Genomic DNA, 18,346 nt, shown 5'->3' with positions numbered 1-18,346 from the left:
AGCCGGAACGCAGGGCACCAAGAGGCAAATTGGACCGCCGCCCGCAAGGGGCGGCGGTCCAATCCAGCGTCAGACGACGCCGAACGCCAGCATGGCGTCGGCGACCTTCTTGAATCCGGCGATGTTGGCGCCGCGGACATAATCGACATAGTCGCTGCCGTCGCGCCGGCCATAGGTGAGGCAGCGCCCGTGGATGCCATCCATGATGTCGCGCAGCAGCTGCTGAAGCTCGGCTTCCTTCCAGCTGATGCGCGCCGAATTCTGGCTCATCTCTAGGCCGGAGACGGCGACGCCGCCGGCATTGGCCGCCTTGCCGGGCGCATAGAGGATCTGCGCGTCGCGGAAGACATGCGCGCCTTCAAGATCGGTGGGCATGTTGGCGCCCTCGGACACGGCGATGCAGCCGTTCTTGACCAGAGCACGGGCATCGTCGGCCAGCAGCTCGTTCTGCGTCGCGCATGGCAGCGCGACATCGCACTCGACGCCCCAGGGCCGCTTGCCGGCGTGGAAGGTCGCGCTCTTGAATTCGTCCGCATATTGGGAAATTCGACCGCGGCGCTTGGTCTTGTGCGCCTTCACCCAGTCTATCTTCTCCTGGTCGATTCCGTCGGGATCGTGGACGAAGCCTTCGCTGTCCGAAAGGGTCAGCACCTTGCCGCCCAGCTGCACGACCTTCTCCGCGGCGTGGGTGGCGACGTTGCCCGATCCGGAGATGACGGCGCGCTTGCCGGCCAGCTCCTGCCCCCGCGTCTTCAGCATATTCTCCAGGAAATAAACCGCGCCATAACCGGTCGCTTCGGTGCGGATCAGCGAGCCGCCATATTCGAGGCCCTTGCCGGTGAGGACGCCTTCGAAGCTGTTGGTGATGCGCTTATACTGGCCGAACATGTAGCCGATCTCGCGCGCGCCGACGCCGATATCGCCGGCCGGCACGTCGATGTTGGCGCCGATGTGGCGGTAGAGCTCGGTCATGTAGCTCTGGCAGAAGCGCATGATTTCGGCGTCGCTCTTGCCCTTGGGATTGAAGTTCGCGCCGCCCTTGCCGCCACCCATGGGCAGGCCCGTCAGCGCGTTTTTGAACGTCTGCTCGAAGGCGAGGAATTTAAGGACGCTCTCCGTCACCGACGGATGGAAGCGAATGCCGCCCTTGTAGGGGCCGATGGCGTTGTTGTTCTGGACGCGCCAGCCGCGCTGGACGCGGATATTGTGGTTGTCATCCTCCCAGCAGACGCGGAACGAAACCACCCGGTCCGGCTCCGCGATGCGGCGAAGTATCTGCCAGCGGTGATATTCTTCCTTGTCCTGGATGAAGTCGAAAATGTCCTCGGCCACTTCCTCGACAGCCTGGACGAATTCCGGCTGCGCCGGATTGCGGCGCTTCACGCCCTCCATGAAGGCGTTGAAATCGACATGCTCCGACGCCTTTGGGACAGATCCCCCCCTGTTCATACACCCGCTCCCTGATGAAATATGCGCGAAAAGCTTTACCCCCCTCGGCTCGCGCGGAGTCGAGAACGGGCAACCATAGCATGTTTTGAGAGAATTCTAGCGAGACCTAATCGGCCGACTTGGCAGATCTGCCGAGATACTCGGCCAGTCGGGCGAGTTGTTGTCCCATCACCTGGTCGATGATGGGCGCGAGCTTGGCGGCACTGCCGCGGATATAGCCGCCGACGACGTAGCTTTGCGTGATTTCGGTGCCGCCATCGACCGGCTTCAGCTGCCAGGTGAGCGTGCCGGTCGCGGCTTCGGACTGGAGGGGGCCGAGGCTGCCCTGCAACCTCAGCGTCTGGCCGGGGCGGGCATAGATGATGCGCCCATGCTCGATCGTGCCGCCGTCGTCCGGAATGGTCTCGCAGAAGCAGCCGCCGGCCTTCGCGACCAGGGTCATGTTGGACGCATCGCCGGAATAGGTATGTTCCGAATCCCACCATTCGCCGATGCGCGTCAGCGCGGCATAGGTCTTGGCCGGCGACACCTTGACCACCGCTTTCGCCTCGGCCTCAAACCCGATGGGCGTAGCGGGCTTCACATCGGCGACTGCCGGAGATGCCGTCGCGAGGAGCACCAGCGCCAGGAAAGCGGGCCTCATCATTCTCACCTCCGAAGTCGACCGCGCGAGATCGGCGCCAGCTTACCATTTTCCGGAGCAAAAGGTGATGACCTTCGCGCGTTCCGCCGCGGCAGAGCGGCTGGCGACCCGCGGGCCAGGCCGACGCTAGGCCCCGCCGTCGAGGATCGCCTCGATGGCGTCGTTGACCTCGGCAATCGGTGCCATTCCGTCGGCCCGCCGGACCAGCCCCTTCGCCTCGTAATGGGGCAGGATCGGCGCGGTCTTGGCGCGATATTCGGCGAGACGGTTGCGAACCGTCTCCTCATTGTCGTCCGGCCGGCGCTTGAACTCGCGGCTGCCGCAGACGTCGCAGACGCCCTCCACGAGCGGACGCTTGTAGCGCTCATGATAGCCGGTGCCGCAGCTGGCGCAGGAGAAGCGGCCGGTGATGCGGTCGATCAGGGCGTCCTCGTCGACGACCAGTTCGATGACATGATCGAGCGCCATGCCCTTCTGGGTCAGCAGGCGCTCCAGCGATTCCGCCTGGGCGACGGTCCGGGGATAGCCGTCGAGGATGAAGCCCTTCCGGACATCGTCATGGTCGAGCCGTTCCGACAGGATGCCGGTCACGATCTCGTCCGAGACCAGATCGCCGGCGTCCATCACCGCCTTGGCCTTGAGGCCGACCTCGCTCTTGGCGGCGACCGCGGCGCGGAGCATGTCCCCGGTCGAGAGCTGGACCATGCCTCGCTCCGCTTCCAGCCGGCTCGCCTGGGTCCCCTTGCCTGCCCCCGGAGGCCCCAGCAGTATGATGTTCACCTCGAGCGCCCGCCTTTCAGCTTCGCCTTCTTGATGAGGTCGCCATATTGGTGCGCGATGAGGTGGCTCTGGATCTGGGTCATCGTGTCCATGGTGACGTTCACGACAATGATGAGGCTGGTGCCGCCGAGGTAGAAGGGAATGCCGGCGCGGGCGATCAGATATTCGGGAATGAGGCAGGTCAGCGTCAGATAGGCGGCGCCGACGACCGTGATGCGGGTCAGCACATAATCGAGATATTCCTCTGTGCGCTTGCCGGGGCGGATGCCGGGAATGAAGCCACCATAGCGCTTCAAATTGTCGGCGGTCTCCTCCGGATTGAACACCACGGCGGTGTAGAAGAAGCAGAAGAAGGCGATGCCGGCGCCGTAGAGGAACATGTAGAGCGGCGCGCCGTGCTGGAGCGCAGTCGTCACCGTGATCAGCATGTCGCCCCAGAAGCTCTCGCCCTGGACGCGGTTGCCGGCGAACTGCGCGACCGTCAGCGGCATCAGCAGCAGCGACGAGGCGAAGATCGGCGGGATGACGTTCGCCGTGTTGATCTTCAGCGGCAGGTGCGAGCGTTCCGCCTGCATCTGGCCCCGTGCCGTCTGGCGCTTGGGATATTGGATGAGGATGCGGCGCTGCGCGCGCTCCATGAAGCAGATGAAGCCGATGAGGCCGAGCCCCAGGGCCATCACCGCCATGATGAGCAGCGGCGACAGGCTGCCGGTCCGCCCGCCCTCGAACACCTGGGCGAGCGCGGTCGGCATCTGGGCCACGATGCCGGCCATGATGATGAGGCTGACGCCATTGCCGATGCCGCGGCTGGTGATCTGCTCACCGAGCCACATCAGGAACATGGTGCCGCCGACAAGGCTGACGACGGTCGTGGCGCGGAACATCAGGCCGGGATCGATCACGGCCGAGCCGCCCTGGCCCGAGCCCCAGCCCTCTAGACCAACGGCAATGAAATAGCCCTGGATGATGCAGAGGAAGACGGTGCCGTAGCGGGTATATTGGTTGATCTTCTTGCGACCGCTCTCGCCCTCTTTCTTGAGGGCGGCCAGCGTCGGCGACATCGACGTCGCGAGCTGCACCACGATCGAGGCCGTGATGTAGGGCATGACGCCGAGCGCGATGAGGCTCATCCGCTCAAGGCTGCCGCCCGAGAAGGTGTTGAAGAAATCGAGGACGGTGCCCCGGGTCGTGTCGAACAGGGTCGAAAGCGCCCGCGGGTCGATGCCGGGCAGCGGCACGAAGCTCAGCAGGCGGAAGATGATCAGCGCGCCGAGGGTGAACCACAGGCGCTTCTTGAGATCGGTCGCCTTGGCGAAGTTGGCCAGTGAGAGATTGGCGGCCAGTTGTTCGGCTTGCGATGCCATGTGTGTTTCGACCCCGGAAAAGAATGTGGCGGCGGGAGAATGTTCGCCCCCGCCGCCTCATATAGTGATCGGTCGCGGCCTGTCAGCCCTCAACCGAGAAGATCAGGCTTTCGCCTTGGCGGCCTTCTTGGCGCTGCCCTTCTTGGCGGCCGCCTTTTCAGCCGCAGGAACGACCCCGATCAGCTCGACCGAACCACCGGCCTTCTCCACCGCCTCGCGGGCACCCGCAGACGCGCCGGCGACGACGAACTTCAGCTTGGCGCTGATCTCGCCCTTGCCGAGCAGGCGGACGCCATCCTTGCCGCCACGCGCGAGGCCAGCTGCCTTAAGCGCGGCATGGTCGATCGTGCCCTTGCCGTCGAGCTTGCCGGCGTCGACCGCCTTCTGGACGGCACCGAGGTTCACCTCGGCATAATCCTTGGCGAAGATGTTGTTGAAGCCCCGCTTCGGCAACCGCATGTGGAGCGGCATCTGACCGCCCTCGAAGCCCCAGATGGAGACGCCCGAGCGGCTCTTCTGGCCCTTCTGGCCGCGGCCGCCGGTCTTGCCGAGGCCGGAACCGATGCCGCGTCCGACACGGACGCGGGACTTGCGGGCACCTTTGTTGTCGCGGAGATCGTTGAGATTCATTGTCTGCACTCGCTTTCGCTTTTTTCGCGCTTAGTTTGACCGTCACCCCGGCGAAGGCCGGGGTCTCAGGCCGAAAAGGTCGCGGCGGGTCTCGCCGAGATTCCGGCCTTCGCCGGGATGACGGAGTGTTACTCCGCCACCGTCACCATATGCTGCACCTTCCGAATCATGCCGCGCACCTCGGGGGTGTCGTTCAGCTCGACCGTCTTGTGCATCTTGTTGAGGCCCAGGCCGATCAGCGTCTTGCGCTGGTCGGGCGTGCGCCGGATCGGGGATCCCGTCTGGGTGATCTTGATCGTCGCCATGGGACGCTTACTCCGTGACTGCTTCGGCTTCGGCCTGAGCCTCGGCCGCGCCCAGGCCGGCACGACGCGACATCAGGTCGGCAATCTTCTTGCCGCGACGCTGCGCCACCGCCTTGGGGCTGGACTGATCGCCAAGCGCCTCGAAGGTCGCCCGGATCATGTTGTAGGGGTTGGACGTGCCGACCGACTTGGTCACGACGTCCGCCACGCCCAGGCTCTCGAACACGGCACGCATCGGGCCGCCGGCGATGATGCCGGTGCCCGGCTTGGCCGAGCGGACATAGACGCGGCCGGCGCCGAAATGGCCGATGCCGTCATGGTGAAGGGTGCGGCCCTCGCGCAGCGGCACGCGGACCATCGCCTTCTTGGCCGCCGCGGTCGCCTTGGAGATCGCCTCCGGCACCTCGCGCGCCTTGCCATGGCCGAAGCCGGCCCGGCCCTTGCCGTCGCCGACGACGACGAGCGCGGCGAAGCCGAAGCGCTTACCGCCCTTCACGGTCTTGGAGACGCGGTTGATGTGGACGAGCTTCTCGACGAGCTCCTCGCCCTCTTCCTCACCGCCACGGCCGCCACGGCGGTCGTCGCGGCGGCCACGGCCGCCACGACGGTCGTCGCGGCCACCGCGCCCGCCACGGGCACCACGCTCGCGGCGCTGCTCGCCCTGGGGCGCTTCGGAAGCCTCGGTCGGCAGGTTCGACTGCTCGGCCGCTTCCGGGGTCTGGTTCTTGTCGTCAGCCATTTAGAACTCCAATCCGCCTTCGCGCGCGGCATCGGCGAGAGCCTTCACGCGGCCGTGGAACAGGAAACCGCCACGGTCGAAAATTACCTTGGTGACGCCGGCGGCCTTGGCGCGCTCGGCGATCCGCCGGCCCACATCCTGCGCGGACTCGGCCGTGGCACCGGTCTTGCCCTTGCCGTCCTTGTCCAGGGTCGACGCGGCGGCGACGGTGCGGCCCTCCACGTCGTTGATGACCTGGGCATAGATGTGCCGACCCGAACGGTGAACCGACAGGCGGGGCTTGTCGCCGCCGCGCTTGCGGAGCGAGGTGCGGACGCGCTGACGGCGCCGATCGAAGAGAGAGAGTTTCGCCATGGCTTACTTCTTCTTGCCTTCTTTGCGGAAGATATACTCGCCGCGATATTTGATGCCCTTGCCCTTGTAGGGCTCCGGCTTGCGCCAACGCCGAATCTCGGCGGCCAGCTGGCCGACCTTCTGGCGATCGATGCCCGAAATCTCGACCGTGGTCTGATCGGGGGTCTTCACCTCCAGGCCTTCCGGCACGGCGATGTTGACGTCGTGGCTATAGCCGAGCTGCAGGCGCAGGTTCTTGCCCTGGGCCGCCGCGCGATAGCCGACGCCGGTGATCTCGAGCGTCTTGGTGAAGCCCTCGGTCACGCCGGTGATCAGGTTCTGCACCATCGTGCGCTGCATGCCCCAGAAGGAGCGGGCGCGCTTGGAATCGTTGACCGGCTGCACCGAGATGGCGCCGTCGGCGATGTCGTAGGTGACTTCGTCGACCATGTTCAGGCTCAACGTGCCCTTCGGGCCCTTGACCGAGAGGATCTGGCCTTCGGTGGTCGCAGTGACGCCCGCGGGCATCGGGACCGGTCTTTTACCGATACGTGACATATCAGAATACCTCCGCCAGCACCTCGCCGCCGACATTCTGATCGCGCGCTTCCGCGTCGGACAGAACGCCCTTGGGCGTAGAGACGATGGTGATGCCGAGGCCGTTGCGCACGCGCGGAAGCTCCTGGCTTCCCGAATAGACGCGGCGGCCCGGCTTCGAGATGCGGGCCAGATGCTGGATAGCGGGCTGGCCCTCGAAATACTTCAGCTCGATGCGCAGGCCCTTGTGGTTGCCCAGCGCTTCTTCGCTGTATCCGCGGATGTAGCCTTCGCGCTGCAGCACCTCGAGCACGCGGGCGCGCAGCTTGGACGCGGGCGTGAGGACGCTGTCCTTGCGCGCCTGCTGGCCGTTGCGGATGCGGGTGAGCATATCGCCCAGAGGATCGGTCAATGGCATAGTCTAAACCTTACCAGCTCGACTTCGTGACGCCGGGGATGAGGCCCTTGTTGGCCAATTCCCGAAGCATGACGCGCGACAGTCGGAATTTGCGATAATAAGCGCGGGGACGGCCGGTCACCTCGCAGCGGTTGCGAATCCGGGTCGGATTGCCGTTGCGCGGGATCTCGGCCATCTTCAGCCGCGCGATCAGGCGCTCGGTGTCGTCCTTGGACTCGTCGTTCGCGATCGCCTTCAGCTTCGCATATTGGCCGGCATATTTCTTCACCAGCCGCTTGCGACGCTCGTTCTTGTTCACGGAACTCAGTTTCGCCATGACTTAAGTTCTCTTCCTTTCCTAGCAGACCGCTTACGCGGCCTGCTTCTGATCCTGATCCTGCGGGAACGGGAAGTTGAAGAGGCGCAGCAGCTCGCGCGCTTCCTCGTCCGTCTTCGCAGTGGTGGTGACGATGATGTCCATGCCGCGAACCTTGTCGATGCGGTCATAGTTGATCTCCGGGAACACGATCTGCTCCTTGAGACCCATGGCATAATTGCCCCGGCCGTCGAACGACTTCGGGTTGAGCCCGCGGAAGTCGCGGACGCGCGGCAGCGCGATCGTCACGAGACGGTCGAGGAACTCGTACATGCGCTCGCGGCGGAGCGTGACCTTGACGCCGATCGGCATGCCTTCGCGCAGCTTGAACTGGGCGATCGACTTCTTGGCCTTGGTGATGACCGGCTTCTGGCCGGCAATCAGCTCCATTTCCTGAGCGGCCGTCTCGACCTTCTTCTTGTCCTGGGTCGCCTCGCCGACGCCCATGTTGATGACGATCTTGTCGAGCTTGGGAACCTCGAGACGGTTCTTGTAGCTGAACTTCTCGGTCATCGCCTTGACGATGCGCTCGTCATAATCCTTCCGGAGGCGCGGCGTATATTTCGCGTCAGCCATTGATCATCTCCCCGGACCGCGCAGCGACGCGGACCTTCTTGCCGTCGCGGACTTCGAACCGGACCCGGGTCGCCTTGCCGGTCTTGGGGTCCTCGATCGCGACCTTCGATACGTGCAGCGGCGCCTCGGCCCGCTCCAGCCCGCCCTGCGGGTTCACCTGCGTCGGCTTGCGGTGGCGCGTGATGATGTTCACGCCGGCCACGATCACCTTGCCCTCCTTCGGGAACGCCTTGGTGACCTCGCCATGCTTGCCCTTGTCCTTGCCGGACAGGACGACGACCTTGTCGCCTTTCTTGATCTTCGCGGCAGCCATGATCTTACAAAACCTCCGGCGCGAGCGAGATGATCTTCATGTGCTTCTTCGCGCGCAGTTCGCGGACGACCGGCCCGAAGATACGGGTCCCGATCGGCTCGGCATTGTTGTTGACGAGGACGGCCGCATTCGAATCGAAGCGGATCGTCGACCCGTCGGGGCGGTGGATGTCCTTGGCGGTGCGGACGATGACGGCCTTGTGGACGTCGCCCTTCTTCACGCGGCCGCGCGGCGCCGCTTCCTTGACGGAAACGACGATGATGTCGCCCACGCCCGCAAAGCGCCGCTTCGAACCGCCCAGCACCTTGATGCACTGGACGCGCTTGGCGCCGCTGTTGTCCGCGACATCCAAGTTAGACTGCATCTGGATCATCGATCCATTCCTTCTCTAAACTTCAACCGGGACCCGCCCGGCGATCAGCTTCTACTTTTACGCGACGTCAGCCTTGGCCGGGGTGGCGTGCGTGTCGACACGCTCGATCACCTTCCAGGTCTTCAGCTTCGAGATCGGCCGCGTCTCTTCGATGCGGACGGTCTCGCCGGCCTTGAACTCATTGCCCTCGTCATGGGCATGATACTTCTTCGACCGCTTGATGATCTTGCCGTAGAGCGGGTGCTTCACCCGCCGCTCGACCTTGACCACCACGGTCTTGTCGGTCTTGTCGGACACCACGGTCCCGGTCAGAATGCGCTTCGGCATGGTAACTCCTTAGGCCTTGGCCTGAGCCGCGCGAGCGCGCTCGGTCTGCAGCGTCTTGATCTGGGCGATGGTGCGGCGCACCTCGCGGACCCGCGACGGCTTCTCGAGCTGGTTGGTGGCGCTCTGGAAGCGCAGGTTGAACTGCTCGCGCTTCAGCTCGCCCAGCTGCTCGGTGAGCTGGTCGTCGGTCTTGGTCTTGAGATCGTCGATCTTGGCCATCGTCTTAAGCTTCCTCAAACAACGATTCACCGAGGCGGGCGACTACCTTGGTCTTGATCGGCAGCTTCTCGGCCGCACGCTCGAAAGCGGTCTTGGCGAGCGGGCCGGGGACGCCGTCCAGCTCGAACAGGATGCGGCCCGGCTTCACGCGGGCGGCCCAATATTCCGGGCTGCCCTTGCCCTTGCCCATGCGGACTTCGGCGGGCTTCGACGAAACCGGCACGTCCGGGAACACACGGATCCAAAGACGCCCCTGGCGCTTGATGTGGCGCGTGATGGCGCGGCGGGCCGCCTCGATCTGGCGGGCGGTGATCCGCTCGGGCTCCATGGCCTTGAGGCCGAAGGCGCCGAAGTTGAGCGCCGTTCCGCCCTTGGCGTCGCCGGAGATGCGGCCCTTGAAGGCCTTGCGGAACTTGGTGCGTTTGGGTTGCAGCATTTTCTACGTTCCTTAGCGGCGATCGTCGCGCGCGGGGCGGACGCCGGAGGTCTGAGCCTCCATCATCAGCCGGTCCTGCGACATCGGGTCATGACCCAGGATCTCGCCCTTGAAGATCCAAACCTTGACGCCGCACACGCCGTAAGCGGTGTGGGCCTGGGCCTCGGCATAATCGACATTGCCGCGCAGCGTGTGGAGCGGCACGCGGCCTTCGCGATACCATTCCGTGCGCGCGATCTCGGCGCCGCCCAGACGGCCGGAGCAGGTGATGCGGATGCCCTCGGCGCCCAGACGAAGCGCCGACTGCACCGCGCGCTTCATGGCACGGCGGAAGGCGATGCGGCGCTCGAGCTGGTCGGCGACGCCCTGCGCGACGAGCTTGGCGTCGATCTCGGGCTTGCGGATCTCGACGATGTTCAGCGACACGTCGCTGGACGTCATCTCGCCGAGCTTCTTGCGCAGCTTCTCGATGTCCGCACCCTTCTTGCCGATGATCACGCCGGGGCGCGCGGCATAGATGGAGACCCGGCAGAGCTTCGCCGGACGCTCGATCACGACCTTGGAGATCGCGGCCTGCGGGATCGTCTTCAGCACATATTCGCGGATCTTGAGGTCCTCGAGCAGCAGCCGGCCATAATCGGCGCCTTCTGCGTACCAGCGGCTGTCCCAGGTCCGGTTGATCTGCAGCCTGAGGCCGATCGGATTGGATTTCTGACCCATAGTTTACGCTTCCTGCTGCTCGCGGACGACGATGCGCACGCGGCTGAACGGCTTGACGATGCGGCTCGAACGGCCGCGCGCACGCGGCGTCCAGCGCTTCATCGAGATCGACTTGCCGACACTCGCCTCGGCGACGACGAGGGCATCGACGTCGAGATTATGGTTGTTCTCCGCATTGGCGATGGCCGACGCCAGCACCTTGCGCACATCCACCGCCATCGCCTTGGGCGAGAACTTCAGGATGTTGAGCGCTTCCTCGGCCTTCTTGCCGCGGATCATCGCCGCAACCAGGTTCAGCTTCTGCGCCGAGCCACGGATGGTCGTGCCGACCGCCAGCGCCTCGTTGTCGCCGACCTTGCGGGGGGCTGCCTCTTTACCCATGGCTTACCTCTTGCCCTTCTTGTCGGCGGCGTGGCCCGGGAAGAAGCGGGTCGGAGCGAACTCGCCCAGCTTCATGCCGACCATGTCCTCGTTCACCGAGACGGGAACGAACTTGCGGCCGTTGTAGACATTGAACGTAAGGCCGACGAACTGCGGCAGGATGGTGGAGCGGCGCGACCAGGTCTTGATCGGAGCGCGGCCACCGGCCTCCTGAGCAGCCTCTGCCTTCTTCAGCAGGCTCAGTTCGACGAACGGGCCTTTCCAGACGGAGCGGGCCATTGCTTACCTCTTCTTCTTCGCGTGACGCGAACGGATGATCATCTTGTCCGTCGCCTTGTTCTTGCGGGTGCGGGCGCCCTTGGTCGGCTTGCCCCACGGAGTCACCGGGTGACGGCCGCCCGAGGTCCGGCCCTCACCACCGCCGTGCGGGTGGTCGACCGGGTTCTTGGCGACGCCGCGAGTGAGCGGACGCCGGCCCTTCCAGCGCGTGCGGCCGGCTTTGGCGAAATTCTGGTTCTGGTTGTCGGGGTTCGAGACCGCGCCAACCGTGCCCATGCAATCCGCGCGCAGATAACGCTGCTCGCCTGAATTAAGCCTGACGATGACCATGCCGCGGTCACGGCCGACGACCTGCACATAGGTGCCAGCCGAACGGGCGATCTGGCCGCCCTTGCCCGGCTTCATCTCCACATTGTGGACGATGGTGCCGACCGGCATCTGACCGAGCTCCATGGCGTTGCCCGGCTTCACGTCGACCTTCTTGCCGGCGACGATGCTGTCGCCCGGCGCCAGGCGCTGCGGCGCGAGGATGTAGGCGAGCTCGCCGTCCTCATATTTCACCAGCGCGATGAAGGCGGTGCGGTTGGGATCATATTCCAGCCGCTCGACAGTGGCCGGCATGTCCCACTTGCGACGCTTGAAGTCGATATAGCGGTAGCGCTGCTTGTGGCCGCCGGCGATGCCGCGCGACGTCACATGGCCCTTGTTGTTGCGGCCGCCGGTCTTGCGCTTGCCTTCGGTCAGCGCCTTGACGGGCTTCCCTTTCCACAGCGCCGACTTGTCGACGAGGATCAGGCCGCGCTGCGACGGGCTGGTCGGGTTGTATGTCTTGAGTGCCATCTTGCCCTTAGCCTCAGATACCGGTGGTGACGTCGATGGAATCGCCGTCCTTCAGGGTGACGATCGCCTTCTTGACGTCCGAACGTTGATAGGGGCGACCCTTCCAGCGCTTGGTTTTGCCCTTCTGGGTGATCGTGTTGACGCCCGTCACGCTGACGCTGAACAGAGCCTCGACGGCCGCCTTGATCTGCGGCTTGGTGGCGTCGTTCGCGACCTTGAACACGACCGCATTCTGCTCCGAAAGCAAGGTCGACTTCTCGGTGATGTGGGGGGCGAGCACGACATCATAATGGTTGATGTCGACCGCCGCTTTGGCAGGCTTCTTAGCCATTGAAACGCGCCTCCAGCTTCTCGACCGCGGCGCGCGTCAGCACCAGGGTTTCATGCTTCAATATGTCGTAGACGTTCGCGCCGACCGCCGGGAGGAGGTTGATCTCCCTGAGGTTCTGCGAAGCCTGGGCGAAACCGACGTTGAGGGCATCGCCGTCGATCACCAGCGCGGTCTTGCCGAAGCCCAGCTTCGAGAGCTGCTCGGCCAGCGCCTTGGTCTTGGCTTCCTTGACGTCGAGATTGTCCATGACGACCAGCTTGCCGTCGCGGGCCTTGCTCGACAGGGCCATCTTGAGGCCGAGCGCGCGAACCTTCTTGTTCAGCGACGGATTGAAGTCGCGGACGCGAGGACCATGCGCCTTGCCGCCGCCGACGAAGATCGGGGCGCGGCGATCGCCGTGACGGGCCGTGCCGCCGCCCTTCTGGCGACCGAACTTCTTGCCGGTGCGGGCGACATCGCTGCGCTCGCGGGCGGCGCGGGCGGTGCCGCGACGCTTCTCGAGCTGCCAGGTGACGACGCGGTGCAGGATGTCGGCGCGGGGCTCGACGGCGAAGATCGCGTCGTTGAGCTCGATGTCGCTGCCGGCCTTGCCGCCGTCGAGGGTCTGAACCTTGACCTTCATGACTTAGCCTTCCTGGCCTTCGGTGGCCGCCGCCGGAGCCTCGGCCTCGGCCGGAGTCTCAGCGGGAGCTTCGTTGTTGTTCTGGGCCTGCTTCAGACCCGCCGGATAGGGCACGCCCTCGGGCCGCGGCACCTTCACCGCGTCCTTGACGAGCAGCCAGCCGCCCTTGTGACCGGGCACGGAGCCCTTCACGAAGATGAGACCGCGGGTCGCGTCGGTGCGGACGACCTCGAGATTTTGCTGGGTGCGGTTGCGAGCACCCATGTGACCGGCCATCTTCTTGTTCTTGAAGACACGGCCCGGATCCTGGCGCTGACCGGTCGAACCGTGGGCACGGTGCGAGATGGAGACGCCGTGAGAGGCGCGCATACCGCCGAAACCCCAGCGCTTCATGGCGCCGGCGAAGCCCTTACCCTGGGTCACGCCCTGGATGTCGACCAGCTGGCCGGCGACGAAATGATCGGCCGAGAGCTCGGCGCCGACGTCGAGGAGCGCGTCCTCGGCGACCCGGAATTCGGCGAGGCGGGCCTTGGGCTCCACCTCGGCCTTGCCGAAATGACCGCGCTCGGGCTTGGTCAGGTTCTTCGCCTTGGCCGAGCCGGCGCCGATCTGGACGGCGACATAGCCGTCACGGTCCGCCTCGCGGCGCGCAACGACCTGAACATTGTCGAGTGCCAGGACGGTGACCGGCACATGGCGGCCGTCCTCCTGGAACAGGCGGGTCATCCCCATTTTCTTCGCGATCACGCCGGTGCGCATGACCAAACTCCTTACACAGAGGCCCGCGGGAGCCATCGCTGCCGCGGGCGTGCCAGCCCATGAAAGATACGTGCCCCGCTTGGGCTATTCCCGGCCGGGGCCGGAATGCGGGGGACGCAGACCACGGACGAGTCCGTGCGGTATCCCTAAATCCTGCGAGGAGCGTCGCCCCTCTCGTCGCCCCGGCGGAAGCCGGGGTCCAAGAGCACCGACCTCAGCGATATTCCGAGGCGCTTCGTGTTCCTGAGTCCCGACTCTCATCGGAATGATGTTCGCGCTCCGTGAGCGCAGTGGCCGTTAGGCCAATTTAATCTCGACATCAACACCCGCGGCGAGATCGAGCTTCATCAGCGCGTCGACCGTCTGCGGGGTGGGCTGCACGATGTCCAGCAGCCGCTTGTAAGTCCTCACCTCGAACTGCTCGCGCGACTTCTTGTCGATGTGCGGCGAACGGTTGACGGTGAACTTCTCGATGCGCGTCGGCAGCGGAATGGGACCGCGAATAAGAGCACCCGTGCGCCGAGCGGTGTCGGCGATGTCGCCAGTGGCCTGATCGAGCACACGATGATCGAACGCCTTCAGGCGAATGCGGATATTCTGCGTTTCCATGTCCATACCGATGCGAAAGAGCCAACCCCAACAGGGGCAATCAACAAAGCGTCACCAGGGCCTCAAGGCCCCGGTTCGGCCGATACTCAAACTGAAAAGCGAGCCGCGCGAATCTCTAAGGACCCGCGCGGCTGACGCCCTATATTACTTCGAGATCGAAGCGACAACCCCCGCGCCGACGGTCCGGCCGCCTTCGCGGATGGCGAAGCGCAGGCCCTGGTCCATGGCGATCGGAGCGATCAGCTTCACACCCAGGTTCACGTTGTCGCCGGGCATGACCATCTCGGTGCCTTCCGGCAGAACCACTTCGCCCGTCACGTCGGTCGTGCGGAAGTAGAACTGCGGACGATAGTTGGCGAAGAACGGCGTGTGACGGCCGCCTTCGTCCTTCGAGAGGACATAGACCTCGGCCTGGAAGTCGGTGTGCGGAGTGATCGAGCCCGGCTTGGCCAGAACCTGACCACGCTCCACTTCGTCACGACCGACGCCGCGGATGAGAGCACCGATGTTGTCGCCGGCCTCGCCCTGGTCGAGCAGCTTGCGGAACATCTCGACGCCGGTGACGGTCGTCTTCTGGGTGTCCTTGATGCCGACGATCTCGACTTCCTCGCCAACCTTGACGACGCCGGTCTCGACGCGGCCGGTGACGACGGTGCCGCGACCCGAGATCGAGAACACGTCTTCGATCGGCATCAGGAACGGCTTGTCGAGCGGACGCTCCGGCTGCGGGATGTACTCGTCGACGGCCTTCATCAACTCCAGAACGGCATCGCGGCCGATCTTGGTGTCGCTGTCCTCGAGCGCGGCGAGAGCCGAGCCCTTGATGACCGGGATGTCGTCGCCCGGGAAGTCGTAGGAGGAGAGAAGCTCGCGGACTTCGAGCTCAACGAGCTCAAGCAGTTCCTCGTCGTCGACCTGGTCGACCTTGTTCATGAACACGACGAGCGCCGGAACGCCGACCTGACGGGCGAGCAGGATGTGCTCGCGGGTCTGCGGCATGGGACCGTCGGCAGCCGACACGACCAGGATCGCGCCGTCCATCTGAGCGGCGCCGGTGATCATGTTCTTCACATAGTCGGCGTGGCCCGGGCAGTCGACGTGCGCATAGTGACGCTTCTCGGTCTCATACTCGACGTGGCTGGTCGAAATGGTGATGCCGCGCTCGCGCTCCTCGGGAGCCTTGTCGATATTGTCGTAGCTGGTGAACGTGGCGCCGCCCGTCTCGGCCAGGACCTTGGTGATCGCCGCCGTCAGCGACGTCTTACCATGGTCGACGTGACCGATGGTGCCGATGTTGCAGTGCGGCTTGTTCCGCTCGAACTTAGCTTTCGCCATTTTGCCTTACCCTCGTCTTTCTGACTAACTAACCGCCGCCCTGTCAGGCGAGCTTTGCCTTAACCTCGTCCGCAACATTCTGCGGAACTTCCTCATAATGCGAGAACTGCATCGTGTACTGAGCACGGCCCTGCGTGAAGGAACGCAGCTCATTAACGTAGCCGAACATATTCGCAAGCGGCACCATCGCCTCGACGACCTGCGCGTTGCCGCGGCTGTCCGTTCCCTGGATCTGGCCGCGCCGGCTGTTGAGGTCGCCGATGACGTCGCCCAGATAGTCCTCCGGGGTCACCACCTCAACCTTCATCACCGGCTCCAGCAACTTAATGCCGGATTTCTGTGCAACCTCGCGCATCGCGCCACGGCCGGTGATCTCGAACGCCAGGGCGGACGAGTCGACGTCGTGGTAGGCGCCGTCGATCAGCCGGATCTGGAAGTCGATGATCGGGAAGCCAATGAGGCTGCCGGTCTCGGCCGTCTCGCGCATACCCTTCTCGACCGAGGGGATATATTCGCGCGGGATGTTGCCGCCCTTGATCTCGTCGACGAAGGTGACGCCGGAACCGCGCTCGCCGGGAGCGACGATCACCTTGACGCGGCCGAACTGGCCGGAGCCGCCCGACTGCTTCTTGTGGGTGTAGTCGACCTCGACCTCGCGCTTCAGCGACTCGCGATAGGCGACCTGCGGCGCGCCGACATTGGCGTCGACCTTGAACTCGCGCTTCATGCGGTCGACGAGGATCTCGAGGTGGAGCTCGCCCATCCCCTTGATGATCGTCTGGCCCGATTCATGGTCGGTCGACACGCGGAAGCTGGGATCCTCGGCAGCCAGGCGGTTGAGCGCGATGCCCATCTTCTCCTGGTCGGCCTTGGTCTTGGGCTCGACGCTGAGCTCGATGACCGGCTCCGGAAACTCCATCCGCTCGAGGATGATCGGAGCGCCGGACGCGCACAGCGTGTCACCCGTCGTCGTCTCCTTGAGACCCGCGATGGCGACGATGTCGCCGGCGAAGGCCTCATCGATGTCCTCGCGCGAATTGGCGTGCATGAGGAGCATGCGGCCGATCTTTTCCTTCTTGTCCTTCACGGAGTTCAGGACCGTGCCCTTCTCCAGCTTGCCGGAGTAGATGCGCGCGAAGGTGAGCGAGCCCACGAAAGGATCGTTCATGATCTTGAAGGCCAGCGCCGAAAAAGGCGCAGCGTCGTCCGCCGGACGCGTATCCTTCGTCTCGCCGTCCAGCTTCACGCCATCGACGGGAGGAATGTCGAGCGGGCTCGGGAGATAATCGACGATCGCGTCGAGCAGCGGCTGCACGCCCTTGTTCTTGAACGACGAGCCACACATGACCGGCACGAACGAGAAGTTGAGCGTGCCCTTGCGGATCAGCTTCTTCAAGGTCGCCGCGTCGGGCTCCTCGCCGCCGAGATAGGCCTCCATGACATCGTCGTCCTGCTCGACGGCCATCTCGATCAGTTCCATGCGCGCCGCAGCGGCCTCGTCGGCGAGGTCGGCGGGGATGTCCTGATATTCGAACTTGGCGCCCAGGCTCTCTTCGAGCCAGACGATCGCACGATTGTTGACGAGGTCGACCAAGCCCTTGAAATCAGCCTCGGCGCCGATCGGCAGGTAAAGCACGGCCGGACGCGCACCGAGCCGATCCCGGATCATCTGGACGCAGCGCGGGAAGTTCGCACCGGTGCGGTCAAGCTTGTTGACGTAGCACATGCGCGGAACCTTGTACTTCTCCGCCTGGCGCCACACCGTCTCCGACTGGGGCTCGACGCCGGCGACGCCGTCGAACGCCGCCACGGCGCCGTCGAGCACGCGCAGCGAACGCTCGACCTCGATGGTGAAGTCGACGTGGCCAGGCGTGTCGATGATGTTGATGCGGTGCTCTTCGCCCTTGCCCTCATCGGCCCGCCAGAAGCAGGTCGTCGCGGCGGACGTGATCGTGATGCCGCGCTCCTGCTCCTGCTCCATCCAGTCCATGGTGGCCGTGCCCTCATGGGTTTCACCGATCTTGTAGTTCTTACCGGTGTAGAACAGGATGCGCTCGGTCGTGGTGGTCTTGCCGGCATCGATGTGAGCCATGATGCCGATGTTGCGATAGCGTTCGAGCGGATGGCTGCGGGCCATGTCTTGTCTCCAGGGCCGGGGCCGCTACCCTTTCATGGCAGCGCCCCGACGTTGTTTTCAGTTACCAGCGATAATGCGAGAAGGCGCGGTTCGCTTCCGCCATGCGGTGCGTATCCTCGCGCTTCTTGACCGCATTGCCGCGATTATTGGCGGCGTCGAGCAGCTCGCCCGACAGGCGGGCGGCCATCGTGTTCTCGCTGCGGGCACGCGACGCCGAGATCAGCCAGCGGATGGCGAGCGCCTGGGCACGCTCCGGACGAACCTCGACCGGCACCTGGTAGGTGGCGCCGCCGACGCGGCGGCTGCGGACCTCGATGCCCGGCTTGATGTTGTTGAGGGCGTCATGGAACACCTGCATCGGGTCCTTCTTGGCCCGCGCTTCGACGGTGTCGAGCGCGCCATAGACGATACCTTCCGCGACGGACTTCTTGCCGTCGAGCATGACGCTGTTCATGAATTTGGAAAGGACGATGTCCCCGAACTTCGGATCGGGGAGGATTTCGCGCTTTTCGGGACGGCGACGACGAGACATCTTC

At 64.7% G+C, this 18,346-nt stretch carries 28 protein-coding genes; all 28 read right to left on the bottom strand.

All coding sequences use genetic code 11. From position 1 onward, the window contains the following. Positions 1–69: 69 nt before the first annotated feature. Positions 70–1,449 carry an NADP-specific glutamate dehydrogenase gene (gene gdhA, locus DF286_RS08150; protein ID WP_109270980.1) on the bottom strand — a complete coding sequence of 460 codons (1,380 nt, stop codon included), beginning with the start codon at positions 1,447–1,449 and terminating at the stop codon, positions 70–72. Positions 1,450–1,555: 106 nt separating this feature from the next. After that, positions 1,556–2,095: an SRPBCC family protein gene (locus DF286_RS08145; RefSeq protein WP_109270979.1), complete on the bottom strand. Its 540-nt coding sequence runs from the start codon at positions 2,093–2,095 to the stop codon at positions 1,556–1,558. 123 nt (positions 2,096–2,218) lie between these two features. After that, positions 2,219–2,872 carry an adenylate kinase gene (locus DF286_RS08140; protein ID WP_109270978.1) on the bottom strand — a complete coding sequence of 218 codons (654 nt, stop codon included), beginning with the start codon at positions 2,870–2,872 and terminating at the stop codon, positions 2,219–2,221. Further along, entirely contained in the window at positions 2,869–4,236 is a 1,368-nt protein-coding gene (gene secY, locus DF286_RS08135) for a preprotein translocase subunit SecY (RefSeq protein WP_109270977.1), read from the bottom strand. The genes DF286_RS08140 and secY overlap by 4 nt, the downstream gene beginning before the upstream one ends. Before the next feature lie 102 nt (positions 4,237–4,338). Further along, positions 4,339–4,866: a 50S ribosomal protein L15 gene (gene rplO, locus DF286_RS08130; protein ID WP_109270976.1), complete on the bottom strand. Its 528-nt coding sequence runs from the start codon at positions 4,864–4,866 to the stop codon at positions 4,339–4,341. A gap of 128 nt (positions 4,867–4,994) precedes the next feature. After that, entirely contained in the window at positions 4,995–5,171 is a 177-nt protein-coding gene (gene rpmD, locus DF286_RS08125; RefSeq protein WP_109270975.1) for a 50S ribosomal protein L30, read from the bottom strand. Positions 5,172–5,178: 7 nt separating this feature from the next. Then, positions 5,179–5,910, bottom strand: a complete 732-nt coding sequence (rpsE, locus tag DF286_RS08120; RefSeq protein WP_109270974.1) for a 30S ribosomal protein S5 — start codon at positions 5,908–5,910, stop codon at positions 5,179–5,181. Beyond that, positions 5,911–6,264, bottom strand: coding sequence for a 50S ribosomal protein L18 (gene rplR, locus DF286_RS08115; RefSeq protein ID WP_109270973.1), 354 nt, complete (start codon positions 6,262–6,264; stop codon positions 5,911–5,913). It lies immediately after the preceding gene. Positions 6,265–6,267: 3 nt separating this feature from the next. Beyond that, on the bottom strand, positions 6,268–6,801 hold the full coding sequence (rplF, locus tag DF286_RS08110; protein WP_109270972.1) for a 50S ribosomal protein L6: 534 nt from the start codon (positions 6,799–6,801) through the stop codon (positions 6,268–6,270). Between the two features lies 1 nt (position 6,802). Then, positions 6,803–7,198, bottom strand: coding sequence for a 30S ribosomal protein S8 (rpsH, locus tag DF286_RS08105; protein WP_109270971.1), 396 nt, complete (start codon positions 7,196–7,198; stop codon positions 6,803–6,805). 10 nt (positions 7,199–7,208) lie between these two features. Beyond that, positions 7,209–7,514: a 30S ribosomal protein S14 gene (gene rpsN / locus DF286_RS08100; protein ID WP_109270970.1), complete on the bottom strand. Its 306-nt coding sequence runs from the start codon at positions 7,512–7,514 to the stop codon at positions 7,209–7,211. Positions 7,515–7,547: 33 nt separating this feature from the next. Next, positions 7,548–8,129 carry a 50S ribosomal protein L5 gene (gene rplE / locus DF286_RS08095; protein ID WP_109270969.1) on the bottom strand — a complete coding sequence of 194 codons (582 nt, stop codon included), beginning with the start codon at positions 8,127–8,129 and terminating at the stop codon, positions 7,548–7,550. Continuing rightward, positions 8,122–8,442, bottom strand: coding sequence for a 50S ribosomal protein L24 (rplX, locus tag DF286_RS08090; RefSeq protein ID WP_109270968.1), 321 nt, complete (start codon positions 8,440–8,442; stop codon positions 8,122–8,124). Before rplX ends, rplE begins: the two co-directional genes overlap by 8 nt. 4 nt (positions 8,443–8,446) lie before the next feature. Then, on the bottom strand, positions 8,447–8,815 hold the full coding sequence (gene rplN / locus DF286_RS08085) for a 50S ribosomal protein L14 (RefSeq protein ID WP_109270967.1): 369 nt from the start codon (positions 8,813–8,815) through the stop codon (positions 8,447–8,449). A 57-nt stretch (positions 8,816–8,872) separates the two neighbouring features. Next, entirely contained in the window at positions 8,873–9,142 is a 270-nt protein-coding gene (gene rpsQ / locus DF286_RS08080) for a 30S ribosomal protein S17 (protein ID WP_109270966.1), read from the bottom strand. Positions 9,143–9,151: 9 nt separating this feature from the next. Further along, positions 9,152–9,361, bottom strand: coding sequence for a 50S ribosomal protein L29 (gene rpmC, locus DF286_RS08075; RefSeq protein ID WP_109270965.1), 210 nt, complete (start codon positions 9,359–9,361; stop codon positions 9,152–9,154). A 4-nt stretch (positions 9,362–9,365) separates the two neighbouring features. Beyond that, the gene (rplP, locus tag DF286_RS08070) at positions 9,366–9,797 is read right to left on the bottom strand and encodes a 50S ribosomal protein L16 (RefSeq protein WP_109270964.1); all 432 of its coding nucleotides are present in this window, start codon (positions 9,795–9,797) and stop codon (positions 9,366–9,368) included. Between the two features lie 12 nt (positions 9,798–9,809). After that, positions 9,810–10,517, bottom strand: a complete 708-nt coding sequence (gene rpsC, locus DF286_RS08065; protein ID WP_109270963.1) for a 30S ribosomal protein S3 — start codon at positions 10,515–10,517, stop codon at positions 9,810–9,812. 3 nt (positions 10,518–10,520) lie between these two features. Further along, positions 10,521–10,898 carry a 50S ribosomal protein L22 gene (gene rplV / locus DF286_RS08060; protein WP_109270962.1) on the bottom strand — a complete coding sequence of 126 codons (378 nt, stop codon included), beginning with the start codon at positions 10,896–10,898 and terminating at the stop codon, positions 10,521–10,523. 3 nt (positions 10,899–10,901) lie between these two features. Then, entirely contained in the window at positions 10,902–11,177 is a 276-nt protein-coding gene (gene rpsS, locus DF286_RS08055; RefSeq protein WP_109270961.1) for a 30S ribosomal protein S19, read from the bottom strand. Positions 11,178–11,180: 3 nt separating this feature from the next. Beyond that, entirely contained in the window at positions 11,181–12,017 is an 837-nt protein-coding gene (rplB, locus tag DF286_RS08050; protein WP_109270960.1) for a 50S ribosomal protein L2, read from the bottom strand. A gap of 13 nt (positions 12,018–12,030) precedes the next feature. Further along, entirely contained in the window at positions 12,031–12,348 is a 318-nt protein-coding gene (locus DF286_RS08045) for a 50S ribosomal protein L23 (protein WP_109270959.1), read from the bottom strand. Further along, a complete protein-coding gene (gene rplD / locus DF286_RS08040) occupies positions 12,341–12,970 on the bottom strand; it encodes a 50S ribosomal protein L4 (RefSeq protein WP_109270958.1) in 630 nt (209 codons plus the stop codon). The genes DF286_RS08045 and rplD overlap by 8 nt, the downstream gene beginning before the upstream one ends. Before the next feature lie 3 nt (positions 12,971–12,973). Continuing rightward, complete coding sequence (rplC, locus tag DF286_RS08035) at positions 12,974–13,729, bottom strand: 50S ribosomal protein L3 (protein WP_109270957.1); 756 nt, start codon at positions 13,727–13,729, stop codon at positions 12,974–12,976. Between the two features lie 297 nt (positions 13,730–14,026). Further along, positions 14,027–14,338 (bottom strand): 30S ribosomal protein S10, encoded by a 312-nt coding sequence (rpsJ, locus tag DF286_RS08030; protein ID WP_044450118.1) that lies wholly within the window; start codon positions 14,336–14,338, stop codon positions 14,027–14,029. Positions 14,339–14,482: 144 nt separating this feature from the next. Then, positions 14,483–15,673 (bottom strand): elongation factor Tu, encoded by a 1,191-nt coding sequence (gene tuf, locus DF286_RS08025; RefSeq protein WP_109270956.1) that lies wholly within the window; start codon positions 15,671–15,673, stop codon positions 14,483–14,485. Between the two features lie 43 nt (positions 15,674–15,716). Beyond that, positions 15,717–17,810: an elongation factor G gene (gene fusA / locus DF286_RS08020; RefSeq protein ID WP_109270955.1), complete on the bottom strand. Its 2,094-nt coding sequence runs from the start codon at positions 17,808–17,810 to the stop codon at positions 15,717–15,719. A 61-nt stretch (positions 17,811–17,871) separates the two neighbouring features. After that, complete coding sequence (gene rpsG, locus DF286_RS08015; protein WP_109270954.1) at positions 17,872–18,342, bottom strand: 30S ribosomal protein S7; 471 nt, start codon at positions 18,340–18,342, stop codon at positions 17,872–17,874. Positions 18,343–18,346 lie beyond the last annotated feature (4 nt).

Source organism: Sphingosinicella humi, assembly GCF_003129465.1.
In the GTDB taxonomy this organism is placed as follows: domain Bacteria; phylum Pseudomonadota; class Alphaproteobacteria; order Sphingomonadales; family Sphingomonadaceae; genus Allosphingosinicella; species Allosphingosinicella humi.
This window is presented reverse-complemented; position numbering and strand designations above follow the sequence as displayed.

Excerpts from the sequence above, each read along its gene's own strand:
- rplO (WP_109270976.1), bottom strand. The coding sequence starts at position 4,866 with ATGAATCTCAACGATCTCCGCGACAACAAAGGTGCCCGCAAGTCCCGC.
- rplR (WP_109270973.1), bottom strand. The coding sequence starts at position 6,264 with ATGGCGAAACTCTCTCTCTTCGATCGGCGCCGTCAGCGCGTCCGCACC.
- rpmD (WP_109270975.1), bottom strand. The coding sequence starts at position 5,171 with ATGGCGACGATCAAGATCACCCAGACGGGATCCCCGATCCGGCGCACG.
- DF286_RS08145 (WP_109270979.1), bottom strand. The coding sequence starts at position 2,095 with ATGATGAGGCCCGCTTTCCTGGCGCTGGTGCTCCTCGCGACGGCATCT.
- rplN (WP_109270967.1), bottom strand. The coding sequence starts at position 8,815 with ATGATCCAGATGCAGTCTAACTTGGATGTCGCGGACAACAGCGGCGCC.
- gdhA (WP_109270980.1), bottom strand. The coding sequence starts at position 1,449 with ATGAACAGGGGGGGATCTGTCCCAAAGGCGTCGGAGCATGTCGATTTC.
- rpmC (WP_109270965.1), bottom strand. The coding sequence starts at position 9,361 with ATGGCCAAGATCGACGATCTCAAGACCAAGACCGACGACCAGCTCACC.
- tuf (WP_109270956.1), bottom strand. The coding sequence starts at position 15,673 with ATGGCGAAAGCTAAGTTCGAGCGGAACAAGCCGCACTGCAACATCGGC.
- rpsQ (WP_109270966.1), bottom strand. The coding sequence starts at position 9,142 with ATGCCGAAGCGCATTCTGACCGGGACCGTGGTGTCCGACAAGACCGAC.
- rpsH (WP_109270971.1), bottom strand. The coding sequence starts at position 7,198 with ATGCCATTGACCGATCCTCTGGGCGATATGCTCACCCGCATCCGCAAC.
- rpsN (WP_109270970.1), bottom strand. The coding sequence starts at position 7,514 with ATGGCGAAACTGAGTTCCGTGAACAAGAACGAGCGTCGCAAGCGGCTG.
- DF286_RS08045 (WP_109270959.1), bottom strand. The coding sequence starts at position 12,348 with ATGGCTAAGAAGCCTGCCAAAGCGGCGGTCGACATCAACCATTATGAT.
- rplE (WP_109270969.1), bottom strand. The coding sequence starts at position 8,129 with ATGGCTGACGCGAAATATACGCCGCGCCTCCGGAAGGATTATGACGAG.
- rpsC (WP_109270963.1), bottom strand. The coding sequence starts at position 10,517 with ATGGGTCAGAAATCCAATCCGATCGGCCTCAGGCTGCAGATCAACCGG.
- rpsG (WP_109270954.1), bottom strand. The coding sequence starts at position 18,342 with ATGTCTCGTCGTCGCCGTCCCGAAAAGCGCGAAATCCTCCCCGATCCG.
- rplD (WP_109270958.1), bottom strand. The coding sequence starts at position 12,970 with ATGAAGGTCAAGGTTCAGACCCTCGACGGCGGCAAGGCCGGCAGCGAC.
- rpsS (WP_109270961.1), bottom strand. The coding sequence starts at position 11,177 with ATGGCCCGCTCCGTCTGGAAAGGCCCGTTCGTCGAACTGAGCCTGCTG.
- rplF (WP_109270972.1), bottom strand. The coding sequence starts at position 6,801 with ATGTCACGTATCGGTAAAAGACCGGTCCCGATGCCCGCGGGCGTCACT.
- rplV (WP_109270962.1), bottom strand. The coding sequence starts at position 10,898 with ATGGGTAAAGAGGCAGCCCCCCGCAAGGTCGGCGACAACGAGGCGCTG.
- secY (WP_109270977.1), bottom strand. The coding sequence starts at position 4,236 with ATGGCATCGCAAGCCGAACAACTGGCCGCCAATCTCTCACTGGCCAAC.
- fusA (WP_109270955.1), bottom strand. The coding sequence starts at position 17,810 with ATGGCCCGCAGCCATCCGCTCGAACGCTATCGCAACATCGGCATCATG.
- rplX (WP_109270968.1), bottom strand. The coding sequence starts at position 8,442 with ATGGCTGCCGCGAAGATCAAGAAAGGCGACAAGGTCGTCGTCCTGTCC.
- rplP (WP_109270964.1), bottom strand. The coding sequence starts at position 9,797 with ATGCTGCAACCCAAACGCACCAAGTTCCGCAAGGCCTTCAAGGGCCGC.
- rplC (WP_109270957.1), bottom strand. The coding sequence starts at position 13,729 with ATGCGCACCGGCGTGATCGCGAAGAAAATGGGGATGACCCGCCTGTTC.
- rpsJ (WP_044450118.1), bottom strand. The coding sequence starts at position 14,338 with ATGGAAACGCAGAATATCCGCATTCGCCTGAAGGCGTTCGATCATCGT.
- rplB (WP_109270960.1), bottom strand. The coding sequence starts at position 12,017 with ATGGCACTCAAGACATACAACCCGACCAGCCCGTCGCAGCGCGGCCTG.
- rpsE (WP_109270974.1), bottom strand. The coding sequence starts at position 5,910 with ATGGCTGACGACAAGAACCAGACCCCGGAAGCGGCCGAGCAGTCGAAC.